This window comes from Burkholderia sp. Tr-862 (assembly GCF_011753085.1).
Taxonomy (GTDB): Bacteria; Pseudomonadota; Gammaproteobacteria; order Burkholderiales; family Burkholderiaceae; genus Burkholderia; species Burkholderia ambifaria.
This window is the reverse complement of record NZ_VWWG01000056.1, coordinates 1-17,369: the sequence shown is the minus strand read 5'-3', so window position 1 is coordinate 17,369 and position 17,369 is coordinate 1. Positions and strand designations below refer to the sequence as shown.

15 protein-coding genes are annotated in these 17,369 nt (G+C 67.6%); 11 read left to right on the top strand and 4 right to left on the bottom strand.

All coding sequences use genetic code 11. The annotated features are described in order from the left end of the window. The first annotated feature begins 23 nt into the window (after positions 1-23). The 6 genes from queA (at position 24) to F3J14_RS17180 (ending at position 7,806) form a co-directional block, all read left to right on the top strand. Positions 24-1,091 (top strand): tRNA preQ1(34) S-adenosylmethionine ribosyltransferase-isomerase QueA, encoded by a 1,068-nt coding sequence (queA, locus tag F3J14_RS17205; RefSeq protein WP_166724024.1) that lies wholly within the window; start codon positions 24-26, stop codon positions 1,089-1,091. Positions 1,092-1,259: 168 nt separating this feature from the next. After that, entirely contained in the window at positions 1,260-2,447 is a 1,188-nt protein-coding gene (gene tgt / locus F3J14_RS17200; protein ID WP_166724023.1) for a tRNA guanosine(34) transglycosylase Tgt, read from the top strand. Positions 2,448-2,692: 245 nt separating this feature from the next. Then, positions 2,693-3,016 (top strand): preprotein translocase subunit YajC, encoded by a 324-nt coding sequence (yajC, locus tag F3J14_RS17195; protein WP_006476868.1) that lies wholly within the window; start codon positions 2,693-2,695, stop codon positions 3,014-3,016. 106 nt (positions 3,017-3,122) lie between these two features. Beyond that, on the top strand, positions 3,123-5,144 hold the full coding sequence (gene secD / locus F3J14_RS17190) for a protein translocase subunit SecD (protein WP_166724022.1): 2,022 nt from the start codon (positions 3,123-3,125) through the stop codon (positions 5,142-5,144). A gap of 18 nt (positions 5,145-5,162) precedes the next feature. Then, the gene (gene secF / locus F3J14_RS17185) at positions 5,163-6,113 is read left to right on the top strand and encodes a protein translocase subunit SecF (RefSeq protein WP_006755170.1); all 951 of its coding nucleotides are present in this window, start codon (positions 5,163-5,165) and stop codon (positions 6,111-6,113) included. Positions 6,114-6,270: 157 nt separating this feature from the next. Then, positions 6,271-7,806 carry a S41 family peptidase gene (locus F3J14_RS17180; protein ID WP_166724021.1) on the top strand — a complete coding sequence of 512 codons (1,536 nt, stop codon included), beginning with the start codon at positions 6,271-6,273 and terminating at the stop codon, positions 7,804-7,806. 19 nt (positions 7,807-7,825) lie between these two features. On the opposite strand, the gene F3J14_RS17175 is transcribed toward F3J14_RS17180, so the two are convergent. The 4 genes from F3J14_RS17175 to F3J14_RS17160 all read right to left on the bottom strand — a co-directional run bounded on the left by F3J14_RS17175 (position 7,826) and on the right by F3J14_RS17160 (position 11,032). Next, a complete protein-coding gene (locus F3J14_RS17175; protein ID WP_166724020.1) occupies positions 7,826-9,103 on the bottom strand; it encodes an MFS transporter in 1,278 nt (425 codons plus the stop codon). 152 nt (positions 9,104-9,255) lie between these two features. Next, the gene (locus F3J14_RS17170; RefSeq protein WP_006755693.1) at positions 9,256-9,837 is read right to left on the bottom strand and encodes a YceI family protein; all 582 of its coding nucleotides are present in this window, start codon (positions 9,835-9,837) and stop codon (positions 9,256-9,258) included. A gap of 65 nt (positions 9,838-9,902) precedes the next feature. Next, positions 9,903-10,463: a YceI family protein gene (locus F3J14_RS17165; protein ID WP_166724019.1), complete on the bottom strand. Its 561-nt coding sequence runs from the start codon at positions 10,461-10,463 to the stop codon at positions 9,903-9,905. An 8-nt stretch (positions 10,464-10,471) separates the two neighbouring features. Continuing rightward, complete coding sequence (locus F3J14_RS17160; RefSeq protein WP_166724018.1) at positions 10,472-11,032, bottom strand: cytochrome b; 561 nt, start codon at positions 11,030-11,032, stop codon at positions 10,472-10,474. A gap of 258 nt (positions 11,033-11,290) precedes the next feature. Between F3J14_RS17160 and F3J14_RS17155 the strand changes: the two genes are divergently transcribed. The 5 genes from F3J14_RS17155 to F3J14_RS17135 form a co-directional block, all read left to right on the top strand. Beyond that, a complete protein-coding gene (locus tag F3J14_RS17155) occupies positions 11,291-11,956 on the top strand; it encodes a paraquat-inducible protein A (RefSeq protein WP_166724017.1) in 666 nt (221 codons plus the stop codon). After that, positions 11,953-12,582, top strand: coding sequence for a paraquat-inducible protein A (locus F3J14_RS17150; protein WP_166724016.1), 630 nt, complete (start codon positions 11,953-11,955; stop codon positions 12,580-12,582). Before F3J14_RS17155 ends, F3J14_RS17150 begins: the two co-directional genes overlap by 4 nt. After that, positions 12,575-14,194 (top strand): MlaD family protein, encoded by a 1,620-nt coding sequence (locus tag F3J14_RS17145; RefSeq protein ID WP_166724015.1) that lies wholly within the window; start codon positions 12,575-12,577, stop codon positions 14,192-14,194. Before F3J14_RS17150 ends, F3J14_RS17145 begins: the two co-directional genes overlap by 8 nt. Continuing rightward, positions 14,191-14,919 carry a PqiC family protein gene (locus F3J14_RS17140; protein WP_166724014.1) on the top strand — a complete coding sequence of 243 codons (729 nt, stop codon included), beginning with the start codon at positions 14,191-14,193 and terminating at the stop codon, positions 14,917-14,919. Before F3J14_RS17145 ends, F3J14_RS17140 begins: the two co-directional genes overlap by 4 nt. A 501-nt stretch (positions 14,920-15,420) precedes the next feature. Further along, on the top strand, positions 15,421-17,369 hold a 1,949-nt coding region (locus F3J14_RS17135; RefSeq protein ID WP_166724013.1), incomplete at its 3' end, for a site-specific recombinase.

Below are 17,369 nucleotides of genomic sequence, written 5' to 3'. Positions count from 1 at the left end.
CCGGCCGTTTCGAACCAGCCCGCATGTTCACGCTTTCCGATTTCGATTTCAATCTGCCACCCGAGCTGATTGCGCAAACAGCGCTGCCCGAGCGCACCGCGAGCCGCCTGCTCGAGGTCGATCGCACCGTCGAGCCCGCGCGCCTCGTCGACCGCAACTTTGCCGAGCTGCCGTCGTGCATCGCGCCCGGCGACCTGCTCGTGTTCAACGATACCAGGGTGCTGAAGGCGCGTTTCTTCGGCCAGAAGGCCAGCGGCGGCAAGATCGAGGTGCTGATCGAGCGCGTGACCGGCACGCATACGGCGCTCGCGCAGATCCGCGCGAGCAAGTCGCCGGGCGCCGGGACGACGCTGCGCCTCGCCGACGCATTCGACGTGACGGTCGGCGAGCGCGTCGAACCGTTCTTCACGCTGCACTTCCCGCAGCCGTGCCTCACGCTGATCGAGCAGCACGGTCGCCTGCCGCTGCCGCCTTACATCGAGCACGACGCCGACGCGAACGACGAGACGCGCTACCAGACCGTCTACGCGAGCAACCCGGGCGCGGTCGCCGCGCCGACGGCCGGGCTCCATTTCGACCTGCCGCTGCTCGAGAAGCTCGACGCGATGGGCGTGGAACGCGCCACGCTGACGCTGCACGTGGGCGCCGGCACGTTCCAGCCGGTGCGCGTCGAGAACATCGCCGAGCACCGGATGCACAGCGAGTGGTACGACCTGCCGCAGTCGCTCGTCGACAAGATCGCCGCGACCCGCGCGCGCGGCGGCAACGTGATCGCGGTCGGCACGACGTCGATGCGCGCGCTCGAAGCCGCGGCGCGCAGCGCCGACGAAGCGGGCCGCCCGCTCGCGGCGACGCAGGCCGAGACCGACATCTTCATCACGCCCGGCTACCGCTTCCGGGTCGTCGACCGGCTCGTCACGAACTTCCACCTGCCGAAGTCGACGCTGCTGATGCTGGTGTCCGCGTTCGCGGGCGTCGAGACGATCCGCGCCGCCTACCAGCACGCGATCGACGAACGCTACCGCTTCTTCAGCTACGGCGACGCGATGCTGCTCACGCGGCGCGACACGCCGGAGGCACCGCAAGCGTAAGCGCGGCAGGTGCGAAGACGCACCTGCCCGCGACCGCGCAGCCGCCGTTGCACCGTTTTCCCGCTGCGCGCGCCGATGGCGCGCGCCCGCTTTTCCCCGCCGCCGGCTCGCCGGCAGCGTTTCCAACATGCGCCGGACTGTTTTTCCGGTGGCAAGGAGAATGACGCGATGACCGAAGGTTCATCCCACGATACGCACGCGCCCGTGCAGGACCGCCCGGCCAACGGGCTCGAATTCGAACTGCTGACGACCGACGGCCATGCACGCCGCGGCCGCGTGAAGCTCAACCACGGCGTGGTCGAGACGCCGATCTTCATGCCGGTCGGCACGTACGGCACCGTGAAGGCGATCCAGCCGCGCGAGCTGCACGAGATCAAGGCCCAGATCATCCTCGGCAACACGTTCCACCTGTGGCTGCGCCCGGGCCTCGACACGATCGATGCGCACGGCGGCCTGCACGGCTTCATGGGCTGGAACAAGCCGATCCTGACCGACTCGGGCGGCTTCCAGGTGTTCTCGCTCGGCGACCTGCGCAAGATCACCGAGGACGGCGTCACGTTCGCGTCGCCGATCAACGGCGACAAGCTGTTCCTGTCGCCGGAAGTGTCGATGCAGATCCAGAAGGTGCTGAACTCCGACATCGTGATGCAGTTCGACGAATGCACGCCGTACGCGACCAACGGCGTGCCGACGACGCACAAGGAGGCGGCCGACTCGATGCGCATGTCGCTGCGCTGGGCGAAGCGCTCGCTCGACGAGTTCGACCGGCTCGGCAACCCGAACGCCCTCTTCGGGATCGTCCAGGGCGGGATGTTTGAAGACCTGCGCGACGAATCGCTCGCGGGGCTGTCCGAGCTCGGCTTCCACGGCCTCGCGATCGGCGGGCTGTCGGTCGGCGAGCCGAAGGAAGACATGATGCGCGTGCTGCGGCACGTCGGCCCGAAGCTGCCGGCCAACAAGCCGCACTACCTGATGGGCGTCGGCACGCCGGAAGACCTGGTCGAGGGCGTCGCGAACGGCATCGACATGTTCGACTGCGTGATGCCGACCCGCAACGCGCGCAACGGCTGGCTGTTCACGCGCTTCGGCGACGTGAAGATCCGCAACGCGACGCACAAGAACTCGCTGAAGCCGCTCGATGCGAGCTGCACCTGCTACACGTGCCAGAACTTCTCGCGCGGCTACCTGCATCACCTGCACCGTGTCGGCGAAATCCTCGGCGCGCAGCTCAATACGATCCACAACCTGCACTACTACCTGCAGCTGATGGGCGAGATCCGCGATGCGATCGAAACCCATACGTTCGACGCGTTCCGCCAGCGCTTCGCGGAGGATCGTGCAAGAGGGGTCGACTGACGCGGCCGGCGGCCCGCCCGCCGCCCGCACTGCGGCCTGTCACATCGGACGCGTACTAAATAACGCGTTCCAGGTGCCGGTCGTGACCACCAAACATTACAATTACCTTTCCAAACAAGTCGCAACGGTGCCGGTTCGTGCTTTAACAGCTTGATCCGACAGCGCATTTGCTGCGCCGTTTGCGCATGGGGCCGGTGGTAGAATAACCGGCTTATTTTTCGATCTTCCCCTACGGAGAGACCAACGTGCCGTTCATTTCCAATGCCTTCGCGCAAGGCGCCGGTGGCGCCGAATCGAGCCTGATGAGCTTCCTGCCGCTCATCCTGATGTTCGCGGTGCTGTACTTCATCATGATCCGTCCGCAGATGAAGCGTCAGAAGGAACACCGCAACATGCTCGCGGCCATGGCGAAGGGCGACGAAGTCGTCACGAGCGGCGGCCTCGTCGGCAAGGTGACGAAGGTCACCGAAGGCTACATCGGCGTCGAAATCGCCGAAGGCACCGAAATCACCGTGCAGAAGGCCGCCGTCACGACCATTCTGCCGAAGGGCACGATCAAGTCGCTGTAAGGCTTTTACCGAGCGTCCGGCTCCCCGCGCCGTGCCCGCCTGAGAGAGCGGGCCGCCGCGGCGCCGGACGCGACGCTTTCACGCCAACCACCCGTTCGGCCCCCTCATGAATCGTTATCCACTCTGGAAATATGTCGTGATGGTCGTGGCGCTCGCCATCGGCTTTCTGTACACATTGCCCAACTTCTTCGGCGAAGCGCCGGCGGTGCAGGTGTCGAGCGGCAAGGCCACGGTCAAGCTCGACTCGACCACGCTGACCCAGGTCGAATCCGCGCTCGCGTCCGCGCAGATCAAGCCGGACGACATCACCTTCGAGAACACGGCGTCCAACGCGAACATCCGCGTGCGCCTGAAGGACACCGATACGCAGCTGCGCGTCAAGGACCTGCTGCAGAAATCGCTGAACGCCGATCCGAACGATCCGCAGTACGTCGTCGCACTGAACCTGCAGAGCGCGTCGCCGCGCTGGCTGACCGCATTGCACGCACTGCCGATGTATCTCGGCCTCGACCTGCGCGGCGGTGTCCACTTCCTGCTCCAGGTCGACATGACGGGCGCGCTGACGAAAAAGCTCGACTCCGATGCATCCGACGCGCGCGCGCTGCTGCGCGACAGGAACATCCGCGACGGCGGCGTGAGCCGCGTCGACCAGTCCGTCGTCGTCAACTTCAGCGATGCGCAAACGGCCGAAGACGCCCGCAAGGTGCTCGCCGCGTCCGTCACCGAACTGCAATGGGCGACCCAGCCCGGCGGCGGCGGCACGCAGGTCGTCGGCACGTTCACGCCGGCCGTGCAGAAGTCCGTCGAGGACGCCGCGCTCAAGCAGAACCTGACGACGCTCCACAACCGCGTGAACGAACTCGGCGTGTCCGAGCCGATCCTGCAGCAGCAGGGCAGCGACCGTATCGTCGTCGAACTGCCGGGCGTGCAGGACACCGCGAAGGCGAAGGACATCATCGGCCGCACCGCGACGCTCGAGGCGCGCCTCGCCGATCCGATCAACACGCACCCGAACCCGAACGACCCCGTGCCGCCGGGCGAGGAGCTGTTCACGCAGGGCAACCAGGCGCCCGTGCTGCTGAAGAAGGAAGTGATCTTCACTGGCGACCGCATCATCGATGCGTCGGCCGGCTTCGACGAACACCAGCGTCCGTCGGTCAACATCCGCCTCGACTCGGCGGGCGGCCGCTCGGTGCGCACGGTGTCGCGCGACAACATCGGCAAGCCGATGGCGATGGTGCTGTTCGAGAAGGGCAAGGGCGAAGTGCTGACGGTCGCGACGATCCAGTCCGAACTCGGCGACCGCTTCCAGATCACGGGCCAGCCGACGCCGCAGGCTGCGGCCGACCTCGCGCTGCTGCTGCGCGCCGGTTCGCTCGCCGCACCGATGGACATCATCGAGGAACGCACGATCGGCCCGAGCCTCGGCGCGGACAACATCAAGATGGGCGTCCACTCGGTGATCTGGGGCTTCTGCGCGATCGCCGTGTTCATGATCGCGTACTACATGCTGTTCGGCGTGATCTCGGTGATCGGCCTGTCGGTGAACCTGCTGCTGCTCGTCGCGGTGCTGTCGCTGATGCAGGCGACGCTGACGCTGCCCGGTATCGCGGCAATCGCGCTCGCGCTCGGTATGGCGATCGACTCGAACGTGCTGATCAACGAGCGCGTGCGTGAAGAACTGCGCGCCGGCCAGCCGCCGCAGCTCGCGATCCAGTCCGGCTACGCACATGCGTGGGCGACGATTCTCGACTCGAACGTCACGACGCTGATCGCCGGCCTCGCGCTGCTCGCGTTCGGCTCGGGCCCGGTTCGTGCGTTCGCGATCGTCCACTGCCTCGGCATCCTGACGTCGATGTTCTCCGCGGTGTTCTTCTCGCGCGGGCTCGTCAACCTCTGGTACGGCGGCCGCAAGAAACTGAAGTCGCTCGCGATCGGCCAGGTGTGGAGGCCGGAAGGCGCCGCAGCCGGCGCATCGTTCACCGCGGCCGACGAATCGACCGACACCGCACGCGCCGCGAAGCTCGCCGCCCCCGCGAAGGGCAACGCCCCGCGCGCCGGCAAGCCGCAGCTGCGCAACCGCGCGCAGCAAGGCGTGTCGCCGAAGAAACCGGGCTCGACCCAATAAGGCCCCGGAGACGAAGCCATGGAATTTTTCCGCATCCGTAAAGACATTCCGTTCATGCGGCACGCGCTGGTGTTCAACGTGATCTCGCTGGTCACGTTCCTCGCCGCCGTGTTCTTCCTGTTCCACCGCGGGCTGCACCTGTCCGTCGAATTCACCGGCGGTACGGTGATCGAGGTCCAGTACCAGCAGGCCGCGCAGCTCGAACCCGTGCGCGCCACGCTCGGCAAGCTCGGCTACGCCGATGCGCAGGTGCAGAACTTCGGCACGTCGCGCAACGTGCTGATCCGCCTGCAGCTGAAGGAAGGCCTCACGTCCGCGCAGCAGAGCGATCAGGTGATGACCGCACTGAAGGCGCAGAGCCCCGACGTATCGCTGCAGCGCGTCGAGTTCGTCGGCCCGCAGGTCGGCCGCGAGCTCGCGACCGACGGTCTCCTCGCGCTCGCGTGCGTCGTGATCGGCATCGTGATCTACCTGTCGATCCGCTTCGAATGGAAGTACGCGGTCGCCGGCATCATCGCGAACCTGCACGACGTCGTGATCATTCTCGGCTTCTTCGCGTTCTTCCAGTGGGAGTTCTCGCTGGCGGTGCTCGCGGCGATCCTCGCGGTGCTCGGCTACTCGGTCAACGAGTCGGTCGTCATCTTCGACCGGATCCGCGAAACGTTCCGCCGCGAACGCAGGATGAGCGTGTCGGAAGTGATCAACCACGCAATCACGACGACGATGTCGCGCACGATCATCACGCACACGTCGACGGAAATGATGGTGCTGTCGATGTTCTTCTTCGGCGGCCCGACGCTGCACTACTTCGCGCTCGCGCTGACGGTCGGCATCATGTTCGGCATCTACTCGTCGGTGTTCGTCGCGGGCTCGCTCGCGATGTGGCTCGGCATCAAGCGCGAAGACCTGATCAAGGACAAGAAGAGCGCACACGATCCGGACGATCCGAACGCAGGCGCGCAGGTTTGAGCCCGCGCCGTTTCGGCTGATACCAGAAGGCCGGTCCCTCGTGGACCGGCCTTTTTTCATGCGCGCGCCGCCGCCCTCCTGCGCCGGCGCGACGGCAAGGGGCGTCGGCTACAATCGCGTCACCATCCCGCCCCGCCCCGTCGAAGCCGCGGTCCTCATGATGCCTGCCACGCGTGTCGTTCGTCGCCTCGTCGCCTGGAGTACCGGTGCAGCCGCTGCAGCTGCGTTGGTTGCATGCGCATCGGCCGCCCGCGCGCAATCCGCGTCCGCGTCCGCCACCGCGCCCGCCGCCGCGTCGCAACCGTCACCCTGCCCGCCCGACTGGGAACCGCAACTCTGCGAACTGAAGGCCGCGGTCGAAGTACTGAAGAAGCAGCACCTGACCGACGTCGACATCGGCGCGCTGCTCGACGCCACCGTGCACGACGGGATCAAGACGCTGCCGTACGCGCGCTTCTTCAACGCGAAGGAGCGCCAGCAGCAGCTCGACGACGAGCGCCGCGTGCGGGACGGCACGCCGGGCATCGGCATCGTGTTCGAGACACGGCCCGACGGGCTGCACATCATCGACGTGATTCCCGACGCCCCCGCCGAGCAGGCCGGCGTGCGGCCCGACGATCTCGTCGTCGCGATGAACGACACGAGCGTCGTCGGCCTCGACAGCAGCGAGGTCGTGAAACTCGCGAAAGGCGACGCGGGCGTGCCGCTGAAACTCACGGTCCGGCGCGGTCAGAATCACGAAACGCTGACCTTCGCGCCCGTGCGTGCGATCGTCCGCCCGCATCCGGCGACCGCGAAACGGCTCGCCGGCGACATCCTGTACACGCGCCTGTCGAGCTTCCCAGAGCCCGCGGTAGGCAACTACATCGACGCGGTGCAGGCCGCGCGTCGCGCGGGGCCGCCCGCGAAAGGCGTGATCCTCGACCTGCGCATCAACGGCGGCGGCGCGCTCAATGCGGCGATCGGCATCGTCGCGCTGTTCGCCGGGCGCGACCGCACCGCGATGGTCACGCTCGAGCGCGACGGCACGAAGCGCCGCCGCTTCACGACCAACTGGCCCGACTACGAACTGCCGGTCATGCACGGCCAGGATCCGCTCGCGCCGCTGCAGGCCGACGCCTGGTGGCGCACCGTGCCGCTCGTCGTGCTCGTCGACGGACAGAGCGCGTCGGCCGCCGAAGCGAGCGCGGCAGCACTCAAGGATCTCGGCCGCGCACGGCTGCTCGGGATGCCGACCTACGGGAAGGGGCTCGCGCAGACCGGCGTCGACCTGATCGACGGCACGCGGCTCAACTTCACGTTCGCGCGCAACCTGCGGCCGAACGGCTGCCCGATGGACGGCTACGCCGTCGTGCCGGACTGGCTCGTGGCGCCGCGCCGCGACTCGGACGTCGACGGTGTGCTGCTGTGGTATCGCGAAGTCGATCTCGCCCGCGCGCCCTACGCGGACCGGCTGGCGCCCGATCCGTTCGCGCAGGTGCGCAAGGCGCGGCAGGCACTGCGCGAGCAGCGCGTGCGCGCGAAGGTCGATATGTCGAAGAGCGCGGCGCTGCCGCAGCGCGAATTCGGCACGGCTGCAGACTGGCAGCTCCGGCAGGCGCTCGATGCGCTCGCCGGTCGGCCGGTGCAGACGGTCGCCGCGCCCGCGCGACTGATGCCGGCGCAGCCGACATGCGAGCGCGGCGACGACTGACGCGCCGCCGCGCGCCCGATCACCGGAACCCGAACCGCCGCCGCAGCACGAACAGCGCCGCGAGGCTCAGCACGGCCGCGAACATCAGGTAGAAGCTCGGCGCGGTCTTCATCCCGGTCGCGCGGATCAGCCACGCGATGATGAAGGGCCCGAAGCCGCCGAAGATCGTCACCGCGACGTTATACGCGAGCGACATCCCGGTCGTGCGCGTCTGCACCGGAAACACTTCCGACAGCAGGCCCGGCAGCGCCGCGAAATAGCCGGTCATCAGGAACGCGAGCAGCACCTGCAGCGCGATCAGCGTGCCGAAGCCCGGATGCGCGACGAGGTACGCGAACGCCGGATAGATCAGCACGAGAATGCCGAGCGCCGGCGCGATCATCACGCGCACGCGGCCGTAGCGATCCGACCAGTGGCCGACGAGCGGCGCAAACGCCATCTGGATCACGCCGACGACGAGGATCGCCGCGAACGCGGCCGACGGCGCGAGGCCGAGCTGCTTCACGCCGTAGGTCGGCATGAACAGCACGAGATAGGTCGCGACGGTGCCGAGCACGACCACGCCCATCGCGGCGACGAGCCGCGCCTTGTGCGACGCGAACGTGTCGCGCAACGGGCTCGCGGTGCTTTCGGCCGCGAGGAATTCGGGCGTCTCGTCGACCTTCGAGCGGATGTAGTACGCGACGGGCCCGAGCAGCAGCCCGAAGAAGAACGGAATGCGCCAGCCCCATGCGGCCATCTGGTCGGCCGTGAGCTGCGCGTTCAGCACGGTGCCGAAACCGGCGGCAAGCAGGGTCGTGAGGCCCTGGCTCGCGACCTGCCAGCTCGCGAAGAAGCCGCGCCGGCCCGGCACGTGCTCGGCCAGGAACGCGGTCGCGCTGCCGAATTCGCCGCCCGCCGAGAAACCCTGCATCAGCCGTGCGGCGACGAGGATCAGCGGCGCCGCGACGCCGATCGTCCGGTAGGTCGGCAGCACCGCGATGACGAGCGTGCCGGCCATCATCAGCAGGATCGACAGCGTGAGTGCGGCCTTGCGGCCCGCGCGGTCGGCGTAAGCGCCGAGCACGATCGCGCCGAGCGGACGCATGAAGAACGACACGCCGAACGTGCCGAGCGTGAGCAGCAGCGACACGGTGTCGTTGCCGGCCGGAAAGAACAGCTTCGAGATCGTCACCGCGAAGAAGCCGTAGACGACGAGGTCGAACCACTCGAGTGCGTTGCCGATCGACGCGGCGACCACCGCGCGCCACACGCGCGGCGACGAGGCAATGGAGCGGGACTGCGTGACGGCGTGCATCGGCGATCTCCTTGTCGTTGTACGTTCTGTCGGACGCGTCCGTTCTCGCGCCGCGAGCTGTGCCGACGATTATAGGCGCGCAAAAAAAACCGCCGCGACCCCGGAAGCGGGGCGCGGCGGTGGGCACGCGGCGGCCGGTCCGGCCGGGCGCGTTACTGCTGCTTGACGGCTTCGGCCGTGATCAGCAGCTTCGTCTTCATCTTGAAGCCGTATTGCTTGCCGTAGTCGAGGCCGAAATCGTCGCGGCTGAATTCGCCGACCGCGTCGACGCCGCACACTTCACGCTTGAGCATCGGGTGCGGCATGCACTTGAACGAATCGATCTTCAGCGTGACCGGCTTCGTGACGCCATGCAGCGTCAGGTTGCCAACCACCGACACGGGCTTGTCGCCGTCGAACTTGATCGTGCCCTTGTAGTTCGCCTGCGGGAACTTGGACGCGTCGAAGAATTCGCCCGTCTGCAGGTGCTCGTCGAGCTTCGTGCTGCCCGTGTGGATCGACGCGATGTCGGTCGTCACGTCGACCGTACCGGTCTTCGCCGCGCGGTCGAGCGTCACGGTGCCGCTCGACTTGTCGAACTTGCCGCGCCAGACCGACAGGCCGCCGAAGTGGTCGGCCTCGAAGCTCGGGTACGTGTGGCTCGGGTCGAACTGGTACGTCGCCGTGTCGGCGAATGCCGAGAACGACAGCGAAGCGGCCAGCGCGCCGGCGGCGATGATCAGATGCTTTTTCAAACTCATTCTCCTTTGAACAGCGCCGCGCCCTCGCGCGGCATTCGGGTAATGCAACAGCGCGCCGCTTACTTCGTGGCGACGAGATGGAACTTGATCTGCACTTCGTCGGCGACGATCGACGTGTCCTTCCACTCGCCGGTGCCGACGTTGAACGCCGAACGCTTGATCGGCAGCACGCCGTCGAAGGTCTGCGTCGCGCCGCTCTGCGTGACCGTGACGGGCACCGTGACGGTCTCGGACTTGCCCTTGATCGTCAGCTTGCCGGTCACGTTGTACTTGTTGCCGCCCGCCGGCGCGATCGCCGACGACGCGAAGGTCGCCTGCGGATACGTCTTCGCGTCGAACCAGTCCTTGCCGGCGACCTGGTCGTTGTACATCTTGTCGCCCAGGTCGAAGCTCGCGATGTCGATCGACATCTGCGCGCTGCCCTGCGCGGCCTTCGCCGGATCGAACTTCACCTGCGCGGAGAACTTCTTGAATGCGCCTTCGGTCGGCACGTTCATCTGCTTGGACACGGCGGACACCTTGCTCTTCGCGAGATCGACGTCGGCGTGCGCCGCGGCCGACGCGACAAGTGTCACCGCGGCGAACGCGGTCAGCATGGAGCGGGAGAAAGACACTTTCATGGGATCCTTCATTTGGCAAAGGGAAGCATCCGCGACAGCAGACCGTCGCGGTCCAACAGCTGGTGCTTGAGCGCCGCGAGCACGTGCAGCGAAACGAGCGCAAGCAAAATGTAATTCAAAGACACGTGAAGCGTCTTGAACGTTTCCTTCAACACCGGATCGGGATCGATCAGGCGCGGCAACGGCACGATGCCGAGGTAGACGACCGGGATGTTCGACGCCGAGCTGTACAGGTAGCCGGTCACCGGGATCACGAGCATCAGCACGTACAGCAGGATGTGCACGCCGTGCGACGCCGCCCGCTGCCATGCCGGCGTATTGCCCGGCAGTGGTGGCGACGCGTGGGTCGCACGCCACAGCACGCGCACGACGGCCAGCGCGAACGCCGTCACGCCGATCCACTTGTGCCACGAGAAATACTTCAGCTTGGTCGGCGTGAAACCGGGGATGTCCGTCATCACCCAGCCGAGCGCGAAGCCGCAGATGATCAGCAGCGCGATCAACCAGTGCAGCGCGATCGCGGTCTGCGTGTAACGTACCGGCCGGGCCGGCAGCGATTTCGATGCCATCTTGGTTTCCTCAGTTGAGCGAACGGCTGCGCCGGTAAATCCGTCCGACGCTTGCCACGGGCGCCATGCTACCGCAACCTTTTGTCCTGCGCGGACTCTGAGGACAGGCGCGCCAGCCGGCCGCCATGTCTACGCCATGTTACCGATCGGTAACCAGAAAACGGAACGTTGACGCGCCGAAAAAGCCGTTTTGGTAAGATTGGCGCGGGTTCCGGCCCCGTCGGCGCACGTTTCTGCCGTCACGCAACCGCCTCCTCCATGCAACGATACGACCTGATTGCCTGCCACGAATGCGACGCACTGTTGCATAAACCGCGCCTGAGCGGTCGCGAAATCGCGCGCTGCCCGCGCTGCGACGCGCTGCTCTACCGCAACAGCACCAAGCAGATCGAGCGCATCAGCGCGCTTGCGGTCGCGGCGCTGGTGACGTTCGTCATCGCGCAGACCTTCCCGATCCTCGAAATGGACCTGAACGGCACCCGCGTGCAGACGACGTTGATCGGCGCGATCGATTCGCTGTGGCACCAGGGCATGGAAGTCGTCGGTGTCATGGTGTTCTGCTCGACCGTGCTGTTCCCGCTCGTCGAGATGGCCGCGCTGCTTTACGTGCTGCTGCCGATCCGCCGCGGCGTCGTGCCGCCGGGCCTCAACCTGGTGCTGCGCACGATCCAGCTCGTGCGGCCGTGGGGGATGATCGAGGTATTCATGCTCGGCATCGTCGTGACGATCGTGAAGATGGTGAGCCTCGCGCGCGTCGTGCCCGACGCCGCGCTGTTCGCGTTCGGCGCGCTCACGCTGATGACTGCCGTCGTGCTGATGTTCGATCCGCGCACGCTGTGGGACATCGCCGACGACCTGCGCGCCGGCCGCGCGCCCGGGCGGCCCGACGGCGCCGCACCGCTGCCGCAAGACCCCCGCCGATGACGACGCCGACCGCGGCCCGCGAGGGCTACGCCAGCTGCCACGCATGCGGGCTGGTGCAGACGATCGATCATCCGCATGCGCGTTGCGCGCGCTGCGGCAGCACGCTCCATTTCCGTACGCCGAACAGCATCATGCGCACCTGGGCGCTGCTGCTCGCGGCCGCGATCCTCTATATCCCGGCGAACCTGCTGCCGATCATGCGCACCTCGTCGATCGTCGGCTCGCAGGAAGACACGATCATGAGCGGCGTCATCTATTTCTGGACGTCGGGCGACTGGCCGCTCGCCCTCGTCGTGTTCGTCGCCAGTATCCTCGTGCCGATGCTCAAGCTCGGCGTGCTGCTGATCCTCGTGATCAGTTCGCAGCGCCGCACCACGTGGCGGCCGCTGCAGCGCACGCGGCTATACCGGATCGTCGAGCGGATCGGCCGCTGGTCGATGCTCGACATCTTCGTCGTGACGCTGACCGTCGCGCTCGTCCATTTCCGTTCGCTCGCCGTCATCACGGCCGGCCCCGGCGCACTCGCGTTCGGCTCGGTCGTGATCCTGACGATGCTCGCGTCGATGCAGTTCGATCCCCGCCTGATCTGGGATCCAGTCGAAACCTCAGGGAAACACCATGAATAGTCCGCAAGGCCCGCAGCACGACGCGTCCCGGCCGCCCGACCCGTCGATCTCGACGAAAAGCGGCTGGCTGCCGTCGCTCGTCTGGCTCGTGCCGCTGATCGCCGCGCTGATCGGCATCGGCCTCGTCGTCAAATCCGTGCGCGAACGCGGCCCGGAAATCTCGATCAGCTTCCACAGCGCGGAAGGCCTCGAGCCGGGCAAGACGCAGGTCAAGTACAAGGACGTCGAGATCGGTATGGTCAAGACGATCAAGCTGTCGAAAGACCTGTCGCGCGTGCTCGTCCAGGTGCAATTGAAGAAGGAAGCCGAGGACTTCGCGGTCAAGGGCTCGCGCTTCTGGATCGTGCGTCCGCGCGTCGGCGCGACCGGCGTGTCGGGGCTCGGCACGCTGCTGTCGGGCGCGTATATCGGCGTCGACGGCGGCCACGGGCAGGACACGCAGACCGACTTCACCGGGCTCGAATCCCCGCCGGCCGTGACCGGCGACCAGAAGGGCACGCAGTACGTGCTGCGCGGCGATTCGCTCGGCTCCGTCGACATCGGCTCGCCCGTCTACTACCGCCGCGTGCAGGTCGGACAAGTGGTCGGCTTCTCCCTGGACAAGGACGGCACGGGCGTCACCTTCAACGTGTTCGTCAATGCACCGTACGACCAGTACGTCGGCGTGAACTCGCGCTGGTGGCAGGCGAGCGGCGTCGATCTGCGGCTCGATTCGAGCGGCCTGAAGCTGAACACGCAGTCGCTCGCGACGGTGATCCTCGGCGGCATCGCGTTCCAGACGCCGCCGAACCAGGGCACCGGTGCGAGCGCGCCGAACAACACGACCTTCCGCTTGGGCTCCGACGAGGCCGACGCGATGCGCGATCCGGACGGCCAGCCGCTGCAGGTCGTGATGAACTTCAACCAGTCGCTGCGCGGGCTCGGCGTGGGCGCGCCGGTCGACTTCCGCGGCATCGTGCTCGGCGAAGTGACGAACATCGGCATCGACTACGATCCGAAGACCAAGAACTTCCTGATGCCGGTCACGATGAACGTGTATCCGGAGCGGCTCGGCCGGCGGTTCCGCGAAACGATCGAGACCCAGGGCGAACCGGCCCGCCGCGACATCGTCGAGCGCCTCGTCAAGCACGGGCTGCGCGGCCAGCTGCGCACCGGCAACCTGCTGACGAGCCAGCTGTACGTCGCGCTCGACTTCTTCCCGAAGGCGCCGCCCGCGAAGATCGACACCACCCGCCAGCCGCTCGAGCTGCCGACGGTGCCGAACACACTCGACGAGCTGCAGCTGCAGGTCGCCGACATCGCGAAGAAGCTCGACAAGGTGCCGTTCGACCAGATCGGCGCGAACCTGAACAGCGCGCTGTCGAACGCCGACAAGCTGTTCAAGCAGCTCGACACGCAGATCGCGCCGCAAGCGCGCGACACGCTGTCGGCCGCGCAGCAGACCTTCTCCACCGCCGAGGCGACGCTGCAGCAGGATTCGCCGCTGCAGTCCGACGTGCGCGGCGCGCTGAAGGAGCTCACGCGCACGCTGCAATCCCTGAACGCGCTCGCCGACTATCTGGAGCGCCACCCCGAATCGCTGCTCAAGGGCAAGCCAGGAGACCAACAATGACGACACGCGTGAACGGTTTCGCGAGCGGCGCGGCGGCGGCTGTCGCCGTGCTCGCGCTCGCCGCGTGCAGCTCGCCGCCCGCGCGGTTCTACACGCTGAGCCCGGCCGGCGCCACGGCAACCGTGCGCACCGCGCCGGCCAACCCGCCATTCCTGATCGAGGTGCCGTCCGTCGGCGTGCCCGAACAGGTCGCGAAGAACCAGCTCGTCGTGCAGAAGAACGCCGCGCAGGTCGACGTGCTCGAACAGGAGCGCTGGGCCGCGCCGCCCGCCGACGAGATTCGCCGCGCGCTGTCCGACGATCTCGCCGCGCAGCTCGACACGATCGACGTCGCGAATTCCGCATACCCGGTCGGCGTGCCCGTCTATCGGATCAGCGTGAACCTGCAGCGCTTCGATTCCTGGCCCGGCAAGCGTGCGGCGATCGATGCGGTGTGGAGCGTGCGCGCACTCGGCACGCAGGCGGTAATGACGTGCCGCACGAGCGTCGCGGAACCGGTCGGGGATGGCTACGACGCGCTCGTCGCCGGCCACCGGCGCGCGCTCGACGTGATTGCGTCGCAGGCTGCGTCCGGCGTGCGCGCGATGGCCGCGCAGCGCGATGCGATGGCGACGGCCACGCGGACCGCGTCGGCCAAGGCAACGGCCACCGCGCCCGTGCTGCCCTGCCCGGCCAATCCGACGCCAGGCGGCGACGCGGGCGCGAGCGGCAAGTCCGGCACGTAAGCGTGCGGCGCGCGGGCCGGCGTCCGGTGTATTCGCACCTGCCACCGCATTCGGCACGCGCCGCCCGATAGCGATCATCGGCGGCGATCCGCGTGCGCGCCGCCGTGCACGCGCACCCGCCGCCATCGCCGATGTAGCCGACACCGCGCGTCATCCATCGGCCGGACGGCCGCTTTGCATTGTTTGTCAAAATCCGCCGGAACCGGCGCCACGCAACACGGTCCGCTTGCGTTTTCGCGCCCGATTGACGATCCTACGCACTTTCCGGCTCGCGCCGCCTGTCGTGCGTGCCAGCCGGCGGCGATCCGCCCGTGTCCGGTCCGATCGCCGCGTCTCCCGGGCGCCCGCACGCGATCCGCGTGCACCGCGCCGGGACAGCCGCATCGCGGGTCGCCGCGTATTTTCCGGCCACCCGACCAGCCTTACCGTTCCCCCGGCGCCATGCCGTGTTCCCGGCCGGCACCCCGAACCCGCCCGTCCAGGGCTTTCGCTATTCCGTTTATGTTTCGTTCCCTGACGACCCTGATCAAGAAGTGGCGCGCGTCGCGCAGTACGGGCCACCAGCTCGACGCGCTGCTCGCGCATGCCGACGCGGACACGTCGTACGCCGAGCGCAGCGAATGGCTGATCGAGCTCGCGCACTGGCTGCGCCGCAACGGCACGGTGCAGCCCGCGCCGGACGCGACAGCCGAGCACGACGCCGGCACGCGCACGTATCCGGCACACGCGCGGCTGCGCTACCTGTTCCACGTGCTCGACCGCAATCCCGTGTGGAAATCGCACGCGGCGCGCATCCTGCGCGGGATCCTGCGCGAATGCGACGGCATCTCGCTGCTGTGCGATGCGGGGATGCCGGTGCATTCCGGCTTCTTCGGCGCGCTGTTCGAGCGGATCGACTCGTCGCTGATCCCGCCCGCGCCGAACCGCCGCGAGCTGACCGCGCTGTTCACGCTGATGTTCCCGGCACCGGAAGACGCGCACTGGATCGACGCGCTGCCCGACGACCTGCTCGCCCGCCTCGCCGACCTGAACGCGTACGACGTCACCGACGAAGAACGCCACGAGCCCGGCTCGTTCTCGCGCGACCTGCTGGCCGCCCTGCACAACCTGACCTGCCAGATCAGCTCGACCGGCCTGTCGCAGACGGTGCGCAGCCGCCTGTCCGACGACGACGCGCGCAAGCCGCTCGAAACGCAGCCGTTCTACCGCCTCACGCGCGCGATGCTCGCGGTCGAGACGGCGCACGCGGCCGTCGAGGACGGCGGCGATCCGAGCAAGCTGCTGCACGAGGTGAACTACCTGCGCGTGCTGCTCGACGAATGCCGGACCGCGGTCGACGACGTGTTCACGCACCTGTACCGCAACGGCGTGTCGGTCGACATCGTGTTCCAGGTCGAACGGATGCGCATGCGCATCCTGCGCGCCGAAACGCTGCTCAACGCCTGGATGGCGCGCGACGACCTGCGCGGCATGGCGCGCCTGACGGCCGAGCTCGTCGACGCGAACCAGAACAGCCAGAGCGTGTCGCACCTCGTGCGCAGCAACTTCTCGCTGTTCGCGCGCAAGCTGGTCGAGACCAACGCGGACACCGGCGAGCACTACATCTCGCGCGGCCGCGCCGAATACCTGAAGATGCTGCGGATGGCCGCGGGCGGCGGCCTCGTCACCGTCGCGACCGTGTGCGTGAAGTTCGCGATCACCGGCGCGCACCTGCAGTCGATGCTCGAAGGGCTGCTCGCGGGCATCAACTACGCGGCGAGCTTCATGCTGATGCACTTCCTGCACTTCACGCTCGCGACCAAGCAGCCCGCGATGACCGCGCCGACGCTCGCGCGCGAGCTCGACGAAACCGGTCACGACGAAGGCGTGAAGGCGTTCGTCGCGTCGGTGATCGCGCTGATCCGCACGCAGGCGGCGGCGATCTCCGGCAACGTGCTCGTCGTGCTGCCCGTGTGCCTGCTCGTGCAGCTGTTCGCGGGCCACCTGCTGCACGGGAACCTGATCTCGCCGGAAAAAGCGCACGCAACGCTGCATTCGTTCTCGCTGCTGGGCCCGACGCCGTTCTATGCCGCGCTCACGGGCGTGCTGCTGTGGTCGTCGAGCCTGCTCGCGGGCTGGGCCGACAACTGGTTCGTGCTGCACCGGGTCGGCGACGCGCTCACGTACAACCGCCGGCTGCGGCTCACGCTCGGCGCATCGGGCGCCGCGAAGCTCGCGCATTTCTGCCGGTCGAACGTCGCGGGCGTCGTCGCGAACGTCGGCCTCGGCCTGATGCTCGGCCTGGTCCCGGCGATCGTCACCGTGTTCCTGTTCCCGTTCGAGGTGCGGCACGTGACGCTGTCGGCCGGCTCGATCGGGATCGCGCTCGGCGTGCTCGGCAAGGACGCGCTGAGTACGCCGGAGCTGTGGTGGGCCTGCGCCGGCGTGCTGAGCATGGCGATCCTCAACGA

Coding starts and splice junctions, on each gene's coding strand:
- queA (WP_166724024.1), top strand. CDS start 24: ATGTTCACGCTTTCCGATTTCGATTTCAATCTGCCACCCGAGCTGATT.
- tgt (WP_166724023.1), top strand. CDS start 1,260: ATGACCGAAGGTTCATCCCACGATACGCACGCGCCCGTGCAGGACCGC.
- secD (WP_166724022.1), top strand. CDS start 3,123: ATGAATCGTTATCCACTCTGGAAATATGTCGTGATGGTCGTGGCGCTC.
- secF (WP_006755170.1), top strand. CDS start 5,163: ATGGAATTTTTCCGCATCCGTAAAGACATTCCGTTCATGCGGCACGCG.
- F3J14_RS17180 (WP_166724021.1), top strand. CDS start 6,271: ATGATGCCTGCCACGCGTGTCGTTCGTCGCCTCGTCGCCTGGAGTACC.
- F3J14_RS17175 (WP_166724020.1), bottom strand. CDS start 9,103: ATGCACGCCGTCACGCAGTCCCGCTCCATTGCCTCGTCGCCGCGCGTG.
- F3J14_RS17165 (WP_166724019.1), bottom strand. CDS start 10,463: ATGAAAGTGTCTTTCTCCCGCTCCATGCTGACCGCGTTCGCCGCGGTG.
- F3J14_RS17160 (WP_166724018.1), bottom strand. CDS start 11,032: ATGGCATCGAAATCGCTGCCGGCCCGGCCGGTACGTTACACGCAGACC.
- F3J14_RS17155 (WP_166724017.1), top strand. CDS start 11,291: ATGCAACGATACGACCTGATTGCCTGCCACGAATGCGACGCACTGTTG.
- F3J14_RS17150 (WP_166724016.1), top strand. CDS start 11,953: ATGACGACGCCGACCGCGGCCCGCGAGGGCTACGCCAGCTGCCACGCA.
- F3J14_RS17145 (WP_166724015.1), top strand. CDS start 12,575: ATGAATAGTCCGCAAGGCCCGCAGCACGACGCGTCCCGGCCGCCCGAC.
- F3J14_RS17140 (WP_166724014.1), top strand. CDS start 14,191: ATGACGACACGCGTGAACGGTTTCGCGAGCGGCGCGGCGGCGGCTGTC.